This is a genomic window from Paenibacillus sp. FSL H8-0315 (assembly GCF_038005365.1).
Classification (GTDB): Bacteria; Bacillota; Bacilli; order Paenibacillales; family Paenibacillaceae; genus Paenibacillus_AQ; species Paenibacillus_AQ odorifer.
This window is the reverse complement of the sequence record NZ_JBBOTA010000001.1, coordinates 1,926,232-1,943,852: the sequence shown is the minus strand read 5'-3', so window position 1 is coordinate 1,943,852 and position 17,621 is coordinate 1,926,232. Positions and strand designations below refer to the sequence as shown.

Here is a 17,621-nt window from a genome sequence, read left to right as displayed (position 1 = left end):
AGAGGGGTATCGTTCCGCAACTTTTAGGGCAAAAGGTGGTAAACATTACCGTAGGGGATTTTACGTTTGTATTGATCACCGTTTCACCGTATAATAATTAGGGTGTCAAAAAATGGCGAGGGAAGACTGAGATGAAGAAGAAAAATGTAGGAACACTGCTGTTATTTCTAATTCTAGGCTGGCTGGCTGGAGCCTGGATCGCCAAGCTGCTGCAGCCCGTAAAGGCTCTGTCTTTTCTAACAACATCGACTGTGCTCAAATGGTCTCCGCGAGCCGATTTAGACATCATAACCTATGACATCACTATTCATTTGAAATTGTGCATGCTTAGTCTCGCCGGTATTATTACAGCTGTATGGCTGTACCGCAGACTGTAACTCTCGTTACTGAGCAAGAAGGGACGTTTACAACGTGGACAACTCACCACTCATTATTCTAGCCTCAGGTTCACCGCGTCGACGTGAGCTGTTATTCTTACTGGGTTTACCCTTTGAGGTCATTACCAGCGAAGCTGATGAGAGCACACCGCCGGATTGGACGCCGGAGAGAATCGTGCGCAGTCTAGCTTTGCGAAAAGCAGAAGCCGTAGTAGCTACAGCCGGAGAGCGTAATGCAGTCATTATAGGAAGCGACACAATTGTTGTACTAGATAATACTGTGCTAGGCAAACCGGTGGACAAGCTGGACAGCAAAGCGATGCTTACCAGACTTCAGGGCCGAACTCATAAGGTATACACGGGTGTAGCCTGCCTCGGACTCCCGAATGGGAAGACTATAGTGGAGCACCGTGTTACTTCCGTAACGATGAGGGCAATGACTGAAGAGGAAATTGCTGCTTATATAGCTACGGGAGAGCCCGCTGATAAGGCTGGCTCTTATGCGATACAAGGGCTTGGGTCCATTTTGGTGGAACGAATTGAAGGCTGTTATTTCAATGTAGTCGGATTGCCTTTGTCGCTTCTTGGCGAAATGCTATCCGAGTTCGGTATAACTGTATTGAGCCGGTAGGAAGCCTGGGGAAAGAGGGATAGGGATGGAGTCGCAACCAATTATGCTGCGGGACCTCCCCCATGAAGAACGACCTAGAGAGCGCATGATGCATTATGGGGCGGAATCATTAAGTCAAGCGGAGTTGTTAGCCATTCTGCTGCGTACGGGAACACGCCGCGAGTCGGCTATTCATATTGCACAGCAGATGCTGGGGAAGATCGGTGGCCTGCGTGGGCTAGTTGACCTTAGCATCGAAGAACTGACCAAAATCAACGGTATCGGTCCTGCCAAGGCCGTACAACTAAAAGCAGGCATCGAACTGGGAAGGCGCCTTGCGAATTCCAGGTTCAATATGCCGGTCATTATCCGCTGTCCTGGGGACGCTGCTGAGATTCTGACTGAGCAATTGCGTTATTTGCAAAAGGAGCATTTTGTCTGTCTGTTTCTGAACACGAAGAATCATGTGATTGGACAAGAAACATTGTCCATGGGCAGCCTGAATGCTTCGATCGTTCATCCTCGTGAGGTATTCAGAGCAGCTATAAAATGCAGTAGCGCCTCTATTATATGCGCGCACAATCATCCTAGTGGTGATCCAACACCTAGTCCAGAAGATATTTCCCTAACTGCTAGATTGCTTCAGGCAGGTGAGATTATCGGAATAGATGTGCTGGACCATCTAATTATCGGAGATAGCAGTTTCGTAAGCTTGAAAGAAAAAGGACATATGTAATATAAATGTAGATTTACTTAGGAAAAGGAGAAATTAGCATGTTGGGTGGTTTCACAAAAGATTTAGGAATTGACTTGGGGACAGCGAATACGCTTGTCTACGTACGCGGTAAGGGTGTTGTTGTAAGAGAGCCTTCCGTTGTAGCCATTAACACTGATACTAAGACGATTGAAGCTGTGGGTGAATCCGCCAAAAAAATGATCGGTCGTACACCTGGAAATATCCGTGCTATCCGTCCGATGAAAGATGGCGTTATCGCTGATTTTGATACAACGGCTACGATGATTAAATATTTTATTCGTCAAGCACAGAAACAGCGTTCTATGTTCCAGCGTCACCCTAATGTAATGGTCTGCGTGCCATCTGGCATTACTGCTGTAGAGCAACGTGCGGTAGAAGATGCTACCAAACAAGCTGGCGCTCGCGAAGCTTACATTATCGAAGAGCCTTTTGCTGCTGCTATCGGTGCGGATCTGCCAGTATGGGAGCCTACAGGTAGTATGGTTGTAGATATCGGTGGAGGTACAACTGAAGTTGCCGTAATCTCACTCGGCGGCATTGTTACTAGCCGTTCAGTGCGTGTTGCAGGTGATGAAGCGGATGAGTCCATCATTCAATACATCAAACGTCAATACAATCTGATGATCGGTGAACGTACTTCGGAGCAGCTCAAAATGGATGTTGGCTCTGCCCTTCCTCTTGAAAAGGCTGAAACCATGGAAATTCGCGGCCGTGATCTCGTAACAGGTCTGCCAAAAACACTTACAATTACTTCTGATGAAATCTGTGAAGCTTTGTCTGACACAGTGAATGCTATTATTGAAGCTGTTAAAGTAACGTTGGAAAAATGTCCGCCAGAGCTTGCAGCAGATATTATGGATCGTGGAATTGTTTTGACAGGTGGGGGAGCTTTGCTTCGCAACTTGGATAAGCTGCTTGCACGTGAGACGGGAATGCCGGTTATTGTTGCTGAGAATCCACTGGACTGTGTAGCTATTGGAACCGGTAAGGCACTTGAGAACATTCATTTGTTCAAGAGCCGCAGCGGATCCAGTCTTCGTTCGAAGAGATAAGATGATGTTCTACCACTTGTGTAAGTCAACCCCTGTTATGGGAGAAATACTGTTGTTAGAGGGTGTTGAAACTGTTTAAACTCTTAAGCAATAAACGTCTGTTTATTCTGTTGATTACACTGGTGCTGTTCATTGTGGTAATGGGCTTCAGCTTGGCAACAAGGAAAGGCTTGTCCTGGCCGGAGAACTTTCTCAGAGATTCGACTGGTTTCGTGCAAAAAATGTTCTACAAGCCCGCTGGATATGTAGCGGGCTTGTTTGAAGATATTGGAAATCTGAGTGATCTTGCTAAAGAAAATGAACAGCTTAAAATTATGGCTGCCCAGTATGCACGTGATAAAGCCCAGTATAATTTCGTCAAGGCGCGGAATGACGAGTTGGAGAAAAATTGGAATTTCACTGAAGAACAGAAGAAATTGTATAAATATGAATATCGTATTGCACAGGTAATTAGCCAGACAACAGAGCCAAGCAATAGTACGATTGTTATCGATTTGGGCTCCAAAGATGGGGTTAGACCTAATATGTCCGTGATTTCAGTGGATGGTCTAGTTGGTGTTATCAGTAAGGTGAGCAATTTCACCTCCACGGTGAAGCTGATGACAATGATGGACACCAATGATCCTAATTCCCAGCCGCCTATTGCGGCAACTGCCTTAAATAAAGAGGGTAAATCCTTTGGGATGATTGAGAGTTATAATCCCGAGACGAACAGACTGCTGATGACTAAGATTCCACCGGGTGATCCTATTGCAGCGAAGGATACTATTCTGTCTTCCGGTATTGGAGGGTTGTATCCAAGGGGATTGACAATAGGCACAGTTGAAAGCGTCGATGTTGGTGAATTTGGATTAACCTCCACAGCAGTGATTAAGCCTTCAGCAGAATTTCAGGACTGGAAGCAGTTGATTGTTGTGTTTACGGAGGAGCGTGCTGAATAGTGAATATGCGCAGATCAGTTCTTGTTCTGATACTGTTCCTGTTATTTATTGTGGAGGGAACCATCTTACCTTGGCTGATTCCAGATGTGTGGCAGATGCGAATCATTCCGAATTTGGTTTTTGTAGTGTTATTGTTCGTGACTATATATCATCATCGGCATACAGCACTTATATTGGGATTATGTTTTGGAATGCTGCATGATGTCGTTTTTTACGGCAGAATTCTTGGAGCACACTCTTTTGCGATGGGATTGTCGGCTTATTTAATCGGCCTTTTATTTCAGATTCCACGTGCTCCGCTGCCCCTTATGATGACTGTGGTTCTGCTTGGAAGTCTACTTGAGGATAGTATACTATTTGGTATCTATAGTGTATTTAATCTTAATCAAGAACCTTATAGCTGGGCGATTTTGAATCACATGCTGCCGACGATGCTTTTTCATTTTGCCATCGGGCTACTCTTCTACATACCGGTTCGGCGCCAGCTTGAGCTAATCAAGAAAGAAACGAATAAGGAAGAAGCGGCTTAAAGAGCTTCTATTTTCTTTCTATACAAAGCAGGAATTTAAGGGGCCCGGCACGAATGAATGAGGATAGGGGGCCAGGCATATGACAGTAAAATCCAAGCATGTAAGGATTAAGGGCATCAAGGATGGCCTGATATTCCTGCTAGACGACAAATGTCCCTTTGAAGATCTTCTGAGCGAGCTTCGCTATAAGCTGGAGCACAGCCATCAAAATATTTTAACTGGACCGATTGTACATGTGGACATAAAGCTGGGCAATCGTACCGTAACTGAGGAAGATAAGGAAGCTGTGCTGGAGATTCTTAAGGGACAGGGAAATCTGTTGATTCGATCTATAGAGGCGCTTCCAGCGCCCGGCAGTGAGGATAATGACGCATTGTTTCTGATGAGCGGAATTCTACGTTCCGGTCAGGTGCTGCACCATAACGGAAATCTTCTATATCTGGGGGATGTGAACCCTGGGGGGACCATAACCTGTTCAGGCGATATTTATATACTAGGTTCGCTAAGAGGGATGGCGCATGCTGGAGTAGACGGGAATGAGGAAGCAATTATAGCTGCTTCTTTAATGTCTCCAACGCAGCTGCGAATTGCCGATATTATTAGTCGTCCGCCCGATGAATGGGAAACCCGAGAAAGCAGTATGGAATTTGCATATTTAACAAACGGAGCTATGCAGATCGATAAGATTCATAATTTGGTCAAATTACGTCAGGATTTAAATGTGTTTAAAGGGGTGTAGCCTCCATGGGAGAAGCGATAGTCGTAACCTCGGGCAAAGGCGGAGTTGGCAAAACAACCACAACAGCCAACATTGGAACCGCACTTGCACTGCAGGGCAAAAAAGTATGTCTCGTCGATACCGACATTGGACTGCGTAATCTGGATGTAGTTATGGGGCTTGAGAATCGTATTATTTATGATCTTGTGGATGTAGCGGAAGGACGTTGCCGCCTAAATCAAGCGCTAGTTAAAGACAAGCGCTTTGATGAATTGTATATGCTGCCTGCAGCTCAAACAAAGGATAAAACGGCTGTCTCTCCTGAACAAGTAAGAGATATCATTCTTGAACTAAAAAAGGAATATGAGTATGTTCTGATCGATTGTCCGGCAGGAATCGAGCACGGCTTCCGCAATGCGATTGCCGGTGCGGATAAAGCGATTGTGGTTACCACACCAGAGCATGCCGCTGTGCGGGATGCCGATCGTATTATCGGACTATTAGAACAGTCGAGTGTGGAATCGCCGAAATTGGTGGTAAACCGTATTCGCCCAGGTCTTGTGAAGTCTGGGGATATGCTTGATATTGAGGATATATTACAGGTGCTGAACATTGATCTTATCGGAATTGTTCCGGATGATGAATTAGTCATTAAAGCCGCAAATAACGGAGAACCTACAGTTATGAATCCCGATTCTTCAGCTGCTATTGCCTATCGCAATATTGCACGCCGAATTCTAGGTGATGCTGTACCCCTGATGCAGCTTGACCGGAAACCGGGAGCATTTAAGAAACTTAAGAAATTTTTCGGCATGGCTTAATTTTTACTAAGCAATCCTATGATAAGAAGCATACACGGGTCCCACCAGTAGAGAAATCTATGGTGGGGCTTATTTTTTTGAATACATATGAATGTATGGCATTTCCGGGATTTAAATGGTCTGTCTTGGAGGGGCTTGTTCTAAAGAGACTTCCGTGCTTCATAAAATGGAAGTAAAACAAGCCCGTCCGGAGGGATAAATATGGATCAGAAATCAGATATCAAGAATCGCCGCAAGGAGCGTATTCGTAGTTTATTGGAGGAACTCCCGGAAGTCTCAGCAGTCTCAGGAGTTTCGGAAGTCCCGGAACTAGAAATAGCGGAGGCTCCCCCTTTATTTATTATGCCGGATAAGAGTACGAGCTTTAAGGAATGGGGAACAGGATTTAAGAATGCCGATCAATCCTCTGTAGAGCCCGATCCAGAGGTGATGTGGAAAAAGAGTCGTGGAGGCTGGGAGGATAACGGCGGTGGAGGCTCAAATTTTACTGCCGGTTTTATTCGGCGCTTTGTTGCTAGTGTTCTTGTGTTTGGAGCAGTGTGGGGGATTTTTGCGGTACATCAGCCATGGTCCTATAAGATGCAAGCTTTTATTAGTGATGCGTTAAGCAATGACATGGATTTCACGGCTGTGAGAGTCTGGTATGAGGAGAACTTTAACGGAGCTCCAGCGTTCATTCCGATATTTGGGGATAAAGATGAGCCTGCTCAAAAAGTGGCCGCTCATCATCAACTCACTGCCCCGATAGCTGGGAGCATTGTCCAGCCTTTTGCATCTACGCTAAAAGGGGTGGAAATTATGCCTCAAATCGATTCAACCTTAAATGTGACGGTGAAAAGTATAGACATGGGACGTATTCTCTCCATCTCTAAAGAGCTGGAAGGGGGTATTCGAATTGCTGTTCAGCATTCAGGCGGTGTCACTGCAGAATACGGACATTTGAGCGGCACCAAGCTGGAGGTTGATGACTGGGTGCAGAGCGGGGATTCACTCGGTTGGATGATGGAGAAGGACGTATCCTCAGCTTCAACACTATTTTTCGCAGTGATGAAAGACAAGACTTATATTGATCCTACAGAAGTGGTATCGTTTGATTAGGATCTTTGGTATCGAACTGTCACTACATCCACTGTTCGTGATCATTATGTTATTCTCCGTGGTCACGGGACAATTTCTAGAGCTGCTCACCTTATTTACGATTGTCTTCATTCATGAAATGGGACATGTCGTTGCGGCTCTTTTGGCTGGTGTTACAGTTAAGTCGGTTCAGCTTCTTCCGTTTGGCGGAGTGGCTGTTATTGAAGATCATGGGCGGCTTACAGCCAGTCGTGAGATCGGAATAGCCCTCGCCGGTCCACTGCAAAATGGAATTATGATCGTTATTGCTTTTGGACTTCAACAAGCCGGTTATGGCAATCAGGAATTTCTGACCTATTTTATTCATGCCAATGCCATTATTGGGCTTTTTAATCTAGTGCCAGTGCTGCCGCTTGACGGAGGTAAAGTGCTTCAGGCCACTATTAGTTTAGTACTTCCTTATTACTACACTTTGTTATGGACTGGACGGGTGAGTGTAGCCGCAAGTGTCCTTGTGATTATATATGCGCTGCTGCCTCTTGGAGCGGGTGGAGGCCTTAGGCTGAATATGGTCATGATCGGAGCTTTTCTGCTGTATTCGAATTTCACCGACCATCGTAATTTACCGTACCGGTTTGTTGCTTTTTTGATGAATCGGGAGGCTGTTTATGAGTATCATTTGCGAACAGGAAGCGTAGCTCGTCCAATAGTTGCATTATCTGCGAAACCTTTAGATGATATATTGCGTCTATTTAAACGTAATCAATATCATTTTATCTATGTGTTAAACGGTAAAGGAAATGTTGTTGCTGTTGTGCCGGAACAGCGCTTAATATCAACCTACTTCGGAATATAGTGTATTTATGCAGAGAATGTGAAGGAATGAACGAACGAAACCAGAGGTGAAGCCATGAAACAGATGATCGTTCACTGCACGCAGCACATTACCCGAATGGCTCTTCTGGAAAACGGAAGGCTGGTGGAGTACGCGGCTGAACGCGATCAGCAGCAAGGGTTGGTCGGCAGTTATTACAAGGGCCGTGTGATTAACGTACTTCCAGGTATGCAGGCTGCTTTTGTTGATATCGGACAGAAGAAGAATGCTTTTTTATATGTTGATGATGTATTGCATCCTAATTTGGATAAACAGCCTGATGTGAAGCCCTCTATCGAGACGCTTTTGCAGCCGGGACAGGATATTGTTGTTCAAGTGCGGAAAGAGCCGAGCGGCGGAAAAGGCGCGCGTGTAACGACTCATTATACGTTGCCCGGACGCTGGATGGTGTACATGCCCTTTGCAGAATACGTCGGTGTCTCCAAAAAAATAAGCCGGGATGCAGAGCGCAGTCGTCTCAAAGGAATCGGAGAACGTCTGCGAATGAAGGAAGAAGGGCTTATTATGCGGACGGTTTCTCAGGACGAGCCACATGAAGCTGTGGAGGGTGATCTTTCTTTTTTACGTGCCCAATGGGAGAATATTACACGTAAGGCACAAACGGTAGAGGCTCCCGCTTTACTACATCGTGATCTTAGTATTGTCCAACGCTTTATAAGAGATGCCTTTAATCCGCAACGGGATCAGTTGATTATTGATTCATCTGCCGCAGCTAGAGAAGCAACAGCCTTTCTGGACGACATGGCTCCTGAAGGGTACAAGCCAGTCTGTCTTTATAATGGAGCGGAGTCTATTTTCGCTGCTTATGGTATTCAGGATCAATTGCTCAAGAGCTTCAGCCGCAAAATCACGCTGGAGGGCGGAGCAACAATGATCTGGGATGAGACAGAGGCGTTAACCGTAATTGATGTCAACACCGCTCAATACATTGGCGGAGCATCGCTTGAAGAAACGGTTACTAATACGAATTTGCTCGCAGCTGAGGAGATCGGTCGTTTGATCCGGTTACGCGATACTGGTGGAATCATTATTGTCGATTTTATTGATATGGAACAAGAGCTTCACCGCAAGATGGTCACAGAGCGATTAGAGAAAGTGATCTGCAAGGATCGCACCAAAACACATATTTTGGGGTGGACAAGACTCGGGCTGCTCGAGATGACCAGAAAGAAGGCAAGGCATGATTCAGCCAGCTTTGCGCCTGTGATTTGCCAGTGCTGCGGGGGAACCGGAAAAGTTGGAGAATGGCTGGAATGAGTTGACGATAAGTCATAAGTATGATACTATCTTCAAGTATGTGTTTGATGCAGTTGATCCTGCACATGCTGTAACCGCTCCGATCGGGTACATAAGCGCAGTTCCTACGGGAATTCTGCCACCTAGACTAGGCGAGTCTGAGACATGAGGAGGTGCAAGTAAAATGTATGCAATTATCGAAACTGGTGGTAAACAATACAAAGTCCAAGAGGGCGACGTTTTGTTCATTGAAAAGTTGGAAGCTGAAGACGGCGCAAGTGTAACTTTTGACCGTGTATTGGCTGTTTCTAATGATGGTGGTCTGACTGCAGGAACTCCGCTAGTAAGCGGCGCGTCTGTAACAGCTAAAGTCGAGAAACATGGTAAAGGCGCTAAGGTTGTAGTTTACAAATACAAACCTAAGAAGAACTACCACAAGAAACAAGGTCATCGTCAACCGTACACGAAAGTAACTATTGAGAAGATTCAAGCGTAAGAAGGTGCGTTAATGATTAGCGTGCGGATTACACGATTATCGGATCTAGGAACTATCGTTGGCTTTGAGGTTAAGGGGCATGCGGGTTATGCGAAGCGTGGCGAAGATATCGTATGTGCCGGGGTATCCGCTGTAACAGTTGGAACCGTCAATTCGATTGAGACCTTGACCGGAATCTCCATGGATACATCCATGAAGAACGGATTCTTAAGTGGAACATTAAGTTCTGTTGAAGATTTCGATACTTCCGCGAAGGTACAATTGCTGCTTGAATCCATGGTCGTGATGCTGAATGATATCGCAGAATCATACGGGAAGTATATTCAAATACAGCAAGTAAATATTTAAAGAAGGAGGTTGACAACATGTTGAAATTGAATCTTCAATTGTTCGCATCGAAAAAAGGTGTAGGTTCCACAAAAAACGGACGGGATTCCCATTCCAAACGTCTTGGCGTGAAACGTGCTGACGGTCAAGCAGTAACCGGCGGTAACATCTTGGTTCGTCAACGCGGAACAAAAATTCACCCAGGAACTAACGTAGGCATCGGTAAAGATGATACTTTGTTCGCAATGGTGGATGGCGTAGTGAAGTTCGAACGTTGGGGCCGCGATCGCAAAAAAGTGAGCGTGTACCCAGTTGATGTCGCTCCGGTAGCAGCGGCACTGGAAGCGTAAGCTTACGGACCATATGAGCAAGTAGAAGCCTCCGGCATGAGTGCCGGAGGCTTTTTTGTAGAATATTCATAATTATTTGTGATGCAAAGTTGGAATGGTTAGATAGATGTGAAATTCTCGTTATTATCTCTGGTGAACTACAGTGAACGCGTGTGTTATACTAGGAAATGGTAAATGATACTAACAAAACAAATTATCTAAACGAAGTCATGAATTTTGCGAACTGAGGGACGGGGAGAAAGAATGAAATCCTGGAAAAGTGCAATCTGGGCAGTCATGTTATCCGTAATGCTTCCTTTAGGTCTTTTGTATTGGCATACTTCTCTTCTGACGTGTCTATTACTCGGAGTCTGGGTAGTGGCAATCGTTGCTTTCAGTTTTATCTGGAGCCAGCGTCATTATGAACGGGAGCTGCGTATACAAGAGAACACTCTGCAACAGGCGGCGATTCGGACACTGAATCATCATCGACATGATTGGATGAACGATTTGCAGATTCTATACGGATATATTCAGCTTGGAAAGCCTAATAAATCCGTGGAGTGTGTGGAAAGAATAAAGGAACGCATAGCACTTGATAGTCGTATCGCTAAGTTGGGCATTCCTTCATTGGTTTTCTATATCCAATCCTTCCGAACTAACAGGTCTAGTCTGGAATTGGAAGTTCAGGTGGAGGAAGGGTTGCAGCTAGAGGACAAGCTAAATCCAGAAGCAGGAGATGAGCTGACTTCAGTGATTATGCAGACCATACGGGCTTATCAGTACAACGGGCTGGCTCCTCAGGGGGAGACGCGCAAGCTGCGCCTTGGCTTTTTTCAGGATGGAGGAGACATTCTTATCTCCTTCGAAGGCGAGGGGGAGCATGGCAATCCCGAGCTGCTCAAAGGGCAAATTTATAATATAGTACAAGGAAAAATCATGAAAGCAGAGCAGTTTAAGCCTAGCAGGGCTTATGTAGAGCTGCGATTACCGCTTGAAATGTGAGGAAGGTGAACATTTATGTTCGTAGATAAAGCTAAGATTTATGTTAAAGGCGGTGACGGCGGGGATGGTCTCGTTGCGTTTCGCCGGGAGAAATATGTACCGGAGGGTGGTCCTGCCGGTGGTGACGGAGGCCGTGGAGGCGACGTTATTTTCCGTGTAGATGAGGGACTGCGCACGTTGATGGACTTCCGTTATCAGCGCCACTTCAAAGCTGACAAAGGGATTAAAGGACGGAACAAAAGCCAACATGGAGCGAATGCGGATCATATGATCGTTCGTATTCCGCCAGGAACCATTCTGATTGACGATGATACGCAAGAGATCATTGCCGATATGACGCGTCATGGACAACAGGTTGTAGTTGCACGTGGAGGCCGTGGAGGCCGGGGTAACACCCGTTTTGCCACAGCTAATAATACTGCACCAGAGCTTGCGGAGAACGGTGAAGAAGGCCAAGAGCGTTATGTTGTTATGGAACTTAAGGTAATGGCTGATGTAGGGCTTGTAGGCTTCCCGAGTGTGGGTAAATCTACGTTGCTGTCGGTTGTGTCCGCAGCTCAGCCCAAAATCGGAGCTTACCATTTCACAACAATTACACCGAATTTAGGGGTAGTGGATGTTGGGGATGGCCGAAGCTTTGTGATGGCGGATCTGCCTGGATTAATCGAGGGAGCTAGTGAAGGCATAGGTCTGGGTCACGAATTCCTGCGTCACGTTGAACGCACGCGTATCATCATTCATGTAGTTGATATGTCTGGCTCTGAGGGCCGTGATCCCTTCGAGGATTGGGTTCTAATTAATGATGAGCTGAAGCAGTACAATGCTAGTCTAATCGATCGTCCGCAGATTGTGGCGGCGAATAAGATGGATATGCCTGAATCAGAAGAGAATCTTATTTCTTTCCGCGAACGCGTAGCTGAGGTGCGGCCGGATTTAGAAATCATGCCAATTTCATCCCTTACCCGTCAGGGTGTCCAGGAGCTCCTATATCGTGCAACGGATATTCTCGACAGCATTCCGGTTGCGCCGGTGGTTGAGGAAGTTGCTGAAACTACTGAACGTAAGGTGTATAAGCTGGAAGCAGAAGAGGATAATTCGTTTACTATTACACGTGATAACGAGGCGTTTGTGGTCACAAGCCCACGTATCGAACGTATGCTGAAGCGCATGCAGCTTAGCACACATGATGCGATTCTCAAGCTGGCACGGACTTTGCGTCATATGGGTGTAGATGCAGAGCTTCGTAAACGCGGTGCTGTAGAAGGAACGATTGTCCGTATCGCTGATTTCGAATTCGAATTCGTTGAGAACAGCAGCTACTATTAATATTTAGCTGACTATGAAGCGCCAACTATGGTTTTCCTGTAAAGGGATAGCATAGTTGGCGCTTTTTTTGTGAGGAGATCAGTAATTTTTTTCAATAAAAGAACCCAAAACACGATATATATCGTATACAATAAATATCGAAATACACTAATTCCCATTTGGGAGCGTACACGTTATTTATATATAAGATAATGAAAGAAGGAATAGCAGATGGCAATTATAGAAGTGGTGAAGTATGACGGTCCTCCAGGTATATTTGCATGGAAATATCCTAACCAGGAGCTGGGGACATGGACACAACTAATCGTTAATGAATCCCAGGAAGCGATTCTATTCAAGGGCGGACAAGCGCTTGATTCTTTTACAGCTGGGCGGCACACCCTAAGCACCGCTAATATACCTATTTTATCCAATATCGTTAATCTTCCTTTTGGTGGAAAATCACCATTTACGGCTGAAGTATGGTATGTGAATAAGACGAATTCGATGAATGTCAAATGGGGAACGAGCTCACCTTTACAGCTTCAGGATCCCAAATACAAAATTATGATTTCTGTTCGTTCTTTTGGGCAGTTTGGTGTAAAAATCGATGATCCGCGAAAATTCTTGCTGAAGCTCGTAGGGACGCTCCCGCAGTTTGATCATGAAACGCTTATCAGTTATTTCCGCGGACTGCTGATGTCGAATATAAATGAACTTATTTCTTCTTACCTTGTGCACAAGCAAATCAGCATACTGGAGATTAATGCTTATGTTGCAGAGATCTCCAAACATATTCAGGGCCGACTAGCCTCGGCTTTCTTGGATAATGGCATTGAGCTGAATAATTTCTATATTGATTCGATCAATATTCCAGAGGATGATCCGGCAACGATTCGTTTGAAGGAAGCTTTGGCTAAAAAAGCGGAAATGGATATCATGGGCTTCACCTATCAGCAGGAGCGTGGTTTTGACACGATGGAAGAAGCGGCAGGTAATCCCGGCAATCTTGGAGTGGGCATGATGAACACCGGGATGGGGCTTGGACTTGGAATGGGATTTGCTGGACCCGCTATGGATATGGTGAACCGTATGACTAGAGGGATGAACTTGGATTCAGGGACTACAGTTATACGTCAAGAGCAGCGTTCCTGCTCTAAGTGTGGAGTTATGAATCCAGTAGAGGGACGGTTCTGCAGCGGTTGTGGGCAGGCGCTTGGAGGCAACCCGCAAGGTTCTCCCTCTGCGAACAAGATCAAATGTTTTGAATGCGGGCATGAACTAAATGCGGGAGCTAAGTTCTGTCCAGGTTGCGGGAATCCTTATCGTCCTTGCCCATCCTGTAAAGCAGATAATCCTGAGGGAGCGGCTTCTTGTGTCTCCTGTGGAAAAGAAATGCCTAAAGCTTGCGGTAAATGTGGGACTATGGTAGCGCCAGGGGTGAAATTCTGTCCTCATTGTGGAGACAGCATGGTGATTAAATGCAGCGGCTGTGGACATGAGCTGAAAGCTGGACAAAAATTCTGTGCAGAGTGCGGAACAAAAGCAGGCTAAGGAGGACCTAATGAACAAAAGCAGGAGATATATATACATTATTACCATCATTTATGCGGTAGCTATAGTACTGACAGTGTTCTCGTTTATTGGATTAGGTTTCTCCGACTCACTGTTTCGGTTCATAATTTCTTTATCCGCGGTTCTGCTAGCAGAGAGTGTAATCTATGGCTATTGTATTTTTTGGCTCCGAACGGCAAGTAGCATTCAGCAGACTCCGCCTGTTCTTATCAGCGGCGCAATCATTACGGGAATCTATGCAGCCATCGTATTTGTATCGGCCTTACTCTTCGATTGGCTGCTGGAGTTACCCGCCTTGTGGTACGCAGCCGATCAATTGCTGATTCTTGTGTTAGGAGCGATCACTTTGGCCGCGATAGGGCTTTACGGGTGGAATGCTGGGGCAGGGGAACAGCAAGCCAAAAGGTCTTTACAAAAGTTTCGGCGGTATCAGAACGAATTAACTGAAATGAGTGAGCTGGCTAGTAGCTGGAAGAATTCCGAATCCGAGCAGCTAGTGAACGTGTTAGATATGTTGGAGGGAAAATTTAAGTACAGTGATCCGATATCAGAACCGTCTTTATATGCTACAGAGGATATTCTGCAGCAGCAGATTTCTCTGTTACATGATCACGTGAAGCTACTGCTGGCGACCCAAGAGCCACATGAGGGCTGGCAGGTAGAAGTAAATGAGATGTCAGAGAGTATAAAGTCTACACTTCAGCGGCGTAACCGTGAATTAGCGGCACTTAAATAGGAGGAGTTTACTACATGAACAGTTTGAACCTACAAGAGCCGTCACCGCTCCCGGGAGGAAATGCAGCCGTTCCCCGGCTTAAATACGAACGTACCGGGTTTGATTATGTTATTCTCGCGGCTGCTTATCTGCTGATGCCAGTTGGACTTGTGCTTGCCTTGTTACGTTTGATGACAACGCATTACAAAAATTACCGTAGACCGACTAACCTCAATCTGCTGATGCATGTATTTATTGGTGGGTTTGTTGAACTTTCTATTGCTATGTTTTCTAGTGCGCTCAATGGGGAATTTGGAACTTCTGAATTAGTATCAACGCTTATTTTAATTGCAATCATGTTTTTGACTCCAGCTTTTATACTGGCCAGTGTGACAGCGAAAGCTAAATATACCCTTTCTAAGCTTAACACTTCTTATATAGAGCTGATTCGAAATAAGAATATCCGGCATATTGGCAGTATATCTGAACGAATAGGCCAAAGTGAAAGTGATGTACGGAGAGATGTCCAGTATCTGAAGGATAAAGGACTGCTTGATATTGATGTCGCATTATCCGAAGGGCGCCAGACGCCAGAACCATCAGCAGCTAATCAAGGTTACCCTGAAAGTACTTCGGGCTTTGGAGGAACGGGGAGAACCCAAGCATCGGGGCAGCAGATACCTGCGCAGCCTCAGTCTCCGCCGCAACTGCCTAAGTCTATCCGTTGTCCGGGGTGCGGAGCCCAGAATACTGTGCTCCCAAGCCAATCTAAAAGCTGTGATTACTGTGGAACGAAGATCCCGTACAATTAATGCCGTCAACCAACAGATTAGCTGCATCGCATATAGGATTACATAAATAAGGGGATTAAAGACAAAATGAGTGGATTGGATATACGCAGACAGCCGCCGACATCGGGAAAACCTGTGTACAAGCATGAATATGAGCGGACGGCGTTTGATTATACGACTATTGTGTTTGCGTATGTATTTGCTCCGGTTGGCTTTATATTGGCTGCCATTCGGTTATTATCTACACATTCCAAGAGACAGCGCAAAGCAAGCAATATTAACCTGTTTTATCATGCGTGTATGGGTGCCTTTGTAGAATTGGCGATCTATTTCATTATTAGCAAGCTACTCGGTCAAATCGATTATGTCGCACTCTTGATCAGGCTGGTGATTATCTACGCATTGTTTAGGATTCCCGCCATCAAATTGTCGGTTAGGGCCGTAGGATGGAGAGAGGGATTCACCTATCTTTGCAATGACTATATCGCATTGGTTCTTGTGGACGGCATAAGGCATATCGGCAGCCTATCCGATATCCGCGGATTCAGTGAAGAGAATGTCCGCGAGGTTTTGGAATATTTAAAAGATCAGGGAGTGCTTTCTCCAGATATTGTTTATTATGAAGGACGTGTAGACAATCCATTTGTAAAATTGCCGCCGAAGCTTATTTATTCCAAACGGGCACAAGCACTGGTGCGTGCGCCTGAGAATAACCCTCGCTACCGTAACAAGCGAGACCGGACAGTGTTTGATCGAATCATCATGGCGATTGCCTATTTGTTTGCTCCGCTTGGGTTTGTACTTGCGATGCTTCGTTTTGTAAGCACTCATTATAAGAATGAGCGGAAATCATTTAACTACAAATTGCTCTATCATGTATGTATGGGAGCTTTTATGGAACTTGCTGTCCTCTTCGCCGTGGGGACCTACAAAGGGGATTTTAAGTGGTACACTTTATTGATCATTCTGGTGGTCCTCTACGTGATCTTTATAATTCCGGCGGACAGCTTTGCAGGGAGGGCTACCTTCGCAACAGAAAACTTTGATTTTCTGTGCAAGAAGTATCTCATGCTGATCGTAGTGGATGATGTTAGGCATATTGGTAATTTAGCTGATATCACGAAACAAAGTGAAGATGATGTACGTAGAGACCTACGGTATTTGGTGAGATGGGGGTTACTTGCTTCTGATCTTGTCTATTATGAAGGACGTGTTAAGCTCTTAGATAAACAACCGCCCAATCTTGTACATCCTGACCGGGCACAGCTCTCCGCGGCATCAGAGAACCAGCCATCATCTGGACGGCAGTCATTGCCGGAGAATAGGCCTAAGCCACCTGTCCAACTGCCGAAATCCATCGTTTGTCCGAGTTGCGGTGCTAAGAGTAGAGTACTTCCAGGGCAGGATAAAATCTGTGACTATTGCGGGACGACGATTCCATACAGTTAGTGTACATACGATTGCCTTCTGCCCCCGGGAATCCGGGGGTTTTACTACACCTAACTACCCGGCCTTGGAGCATCCAGATAAAGTTATTGCATTTTACAAGCCTTTTCCGATATAATGTCCACTAAGAAAACACAAAAGTCTTTGAGGTGAGGACGTTCGTGAGAGAACGCTATTATTTGGTCCGGGAGGACATATTGCCTGATGCTGTACTTAAGACTATGCAGGTTAAACAATTGCTTGAGGCCGGGGATGCGAAGACCGTAAATGAAGGTGTAGAGCAGGTGGGATTAAGCCGAAGCGCTTTTTATAAATACAAGGATGGAATTCATTTGATCCATCAGCTCGAACGAGAGCGGATCGTTACGATTTCCATGGATTTGGAGCACGAATCTGGAATGCTTTCCAAGGTACTAGGCTCTGTAGCGGGACATGGGGCTAATGTGTTGACGATTCACCAGAGTATTCCGCTGCAAGGGCGGGCAAATGTGGTGATCTCCGTAGAAATTTCACACTTAAATGAGGAACTCGGAGAGATGCTGGATAGTCTGAAAGAGATTCCAGGAGTGAAGCGTGCTTTAATCGTTGGACAGGGATAGGAACTATATTCGTAAACTT

22 protein-coding genes and 1 other annotated feature are annotated in these 17,621 nt (G+C 45.6%); all 22 genes read left to right on the top strand.

Annotated elements, in window-relative coordinates:
• Positions 1-131 precede the first annotated feature (131 nt).
• Positions 132-377, top strand: a complete 246-nt coding sequence (locus tag MHB56_RS08465) for a DUF4321 domain-containing protein (protein WP_036685144.1) — start codon at positions 132-134, stop codon at positions 375-377.
• 34 nt (positions 378-411) lie between these two features.
• Complete coding sequence (locus tag MHB56_RS08460; protein ID WP_076303228.1) at positions 412-1,008, top strand: Maf family protein; 597 nt, start codon at positions 412-414, stop codon at positions 1,006-1,008.
• 25 nt (positions 1,009-1,033) lie between these two features.
• Complete coding sequence (gene radC / locus MHB56_RS08455) at positions 1,034-1,723, top strand: RadC family protein (protein WP_036685147.1); 690 nt, start codon at positions 1,034-1,036, stop codon at positions 1,721-1,723.
• Between the two features lie 38 nt (positions 1,724-1,761).
• The gene (locus MHB56_RS08450) at positions 1,762-2,796 is read left to right on the top strand and encodes a rod shape-determining protein (RefSeq protein WP_036685150.1); all 1,035 of its coding nucleotides are present in this window, start codon (positions 1,762-1,764) and stop codon (positions 2,794-2,796) included.
• A gap of 62 nt (positions 2,797-2,858) precedes the next feature.
• Positions 2,859-3,737 carry a rod shape-determining protein MreC gene (mreC, locus tag MHB56_RS08445; protein ID WP_076186079.1) on the top strand — a complete coding sequence of 293 codons (879 nt, stop codon included), beginning with the start codon at positions 2,859-2,861 and terminating at the stop codon, positions 3,735-3,737.
• Positions 3,737-4,267: a rod shape-determining protein MreD gene (gene mreD / locus MHB56_RS08440; RefSeq protein ID WP_081387283.1), complete on the top strand. Its 531-nt coding sequence runs from the start codon at positions 3,737-3,739 to the stop codon at positions 4,265-4,267. The genes mreC and mreD overlap by 1 nt, the downstream gene beginning before the upstream one ends.
• A gap of 79 nt (positions 4,268-4,346) precedes the next feature.
• Entirely contained in the window at positions 4,347-5,006 is a 660-nt protein-coding gene (gene minC, locus MHB56_RS08435; RefSeq protein WP_036685154.1) for a septum site-determining protein MinC, read from the top strand.
• Between the two features lie 5 nt (positions 5,007-5,011).
• Entirely contained in the window at positions 5,012-5,806 is a 795-nt protein-coding gene (minD, locus tag MHB56_RS08430) for a septum site-determining protein MinD (protein ID WP_036685156.1), read from the top strand.
• Between the two features lie 201 nt (positions 5,807-6,007).
• On the top strand, positions 6,008-6,904 hold the full coding sequence (locus MHB56_RS08425) for a M23 family metallopeptidase (RefSeq protein ID WP_076218574.1): 897 nt from the start codon (positions 6,008-6,010) through the stop codon (positions 6,902-6,904).
• Entirely contained in the window at positions 6,897-7,739 is an 843-nt protein-coding gene (locus MHB56_RS08420) for a M50 family metallopeptidase (protein ID WP_036685160.1), read from the top strand. Before MHB56_RS08425 ends, MHB56_RS08420 begins: the two co-directional genes overlap by 8 nt.
• Positions 7,740-7,793: 54 nt before the next feature.
• The gene (locus tag MHB56_RS08415) at positions 7,794-9,035 is read left to right on the top strand and encodes an Rne/Rng family ribonuclease (protein ID WP_076129388.1); all 1,242 of its coding nucleotides are present in this window, start codon (positions 7,794-7,796) and stop codon (positions 9,033-9,035) included.
• A complete protein-coding gene (locus MHB56_RS08410; protein WP_155288184.1) occupies positions 9,016-9,183 on the top strand; it encodes a hypothetical protein in 168 nt (55 codons plus the stop codon). The genes MHB56_RS08415 and MHB56_RS08410 overlap by 20 nt, the downstream gene beginning before the upstream one ends.
• Positions 9,098-9,184 (top strand) — a sequence feature (ribosomal protein L21 leader region). Its footprint overlaps the gene before it by 86 nt.
• A gap of 14 nt (positions 9,185-9,198) precedes the next feature.
• A complete protein-coding gene (rplU, locus tag MHB56_RS08405; protein WP_036685166.1) occupies positions 9,199-9,510 on the top strand; it encodes a 50S ribosomal protein L21 in 312 nt (103 codons plus the stop codon).
• Between the two features lie 12 nt (positions 9,511-9,522).
• Positions 9,523-9,858: a ribosomal-processing cysteine protease Prp gene (locus tag MHB56_RS08400; RefSeq protein WP_036685168.1), complete on the top strand. Its 336-nt coding sequence runs from the start codon at positions 9,523-9,525 to the stop codon at positions 9,856-9,858.
• A 17-nt stretch (positions 9,859-9,875) separates the two neighbouring features.
• Entirely contained in the window at positions 9,876-10,187 is a 312-nt protein-coding gene (gene rpmA / locus MHB56_RS08395; RefSeq protein WP_036685171.1) for a 50S ribosomal protein L27, read from the top strand.
• Between the two features lie 243 nt (positions 10,188-10,430).
• Complete coding sequence (locus tag MHB56_RS08390; protein WP_076105522.1) at positions 10,431-11,171, top strand: Spo0B domain-containing protein; 741 nt, start codon at positions 10,431-10,433, stop codon at positions 11,169-11,171.
• Between the two features lie 15 nt (positions 11,172-11,186).
• Positions 11,187-12,497 (top strand): GTPase ObgE, encoded by a 1,311-nt coding sequence (gene obgE / locus MHB56_RS08385; protein ID WP_036685174.1) that lies wholly within the window; start codon positions 11,187-11,189, stop codon positions 12,495-12,497.
• A 210-nt stretch (positions 12,498-12,707) separates the two neighbouring features.
• Positions 12,708-14,030 (top strand): SPFH domain-containing protein, encoded by a 1,323-nt coding sequence (locus MHB56_RS08380; protein ID WP_038573034.1) that lies wholly within the window; start codon positions 12,708-12,710, stop codon positions 14,028-14,030.
• Positions 14,031-14,040: 10 nt separating this feature from the next.
• Entirely contained in the window at positions 14,041-14,787 is a 747-nt protein-coding gene (locus tag MHB56_RS08375) for a hypothetical protein (protein ID WP_341143467.1), read from the top strand.
• 14 nt (positions 14,788-14,801) lie between these two features.
• A complete protein-coding gene (locus tag MHB56_RS08370) occupies positions 14,802-15,578 on the top strand; it encodes a hypothetical protein (RefSeq protein WP_248549646.1) in 777 nt (258 codons plus the stop codon).
• 66 nt (positions 15,579-15,644) lie between these two features.
• Complete coding sequence (locus tag MHB56_RS08365) at positions 15,645-17,006, top strand: hypothetical protein (protein ID WP_341143466.1); 1,362 nt, start codon at positions 15,645-15,647, stop codon at positions 17,004-17,006.
• A 158-nt stretch (positions 17,007-17,164) separates the two neighbouring features.
• The gene (locus tag MHB56_RS08360; RefSeq protein WP_038573029.1) at positions 17,165-17,602 is read left to right on the top strand and encodes an ACT domain-containing protein; all 438 of its coding nucleotides are present in this window, start codon (positions 17,165-17,167) and stop codon (positions 17,600-17,602) included.
• Positions 17,603-17,621: the final 19 nt, after the last annotated feature.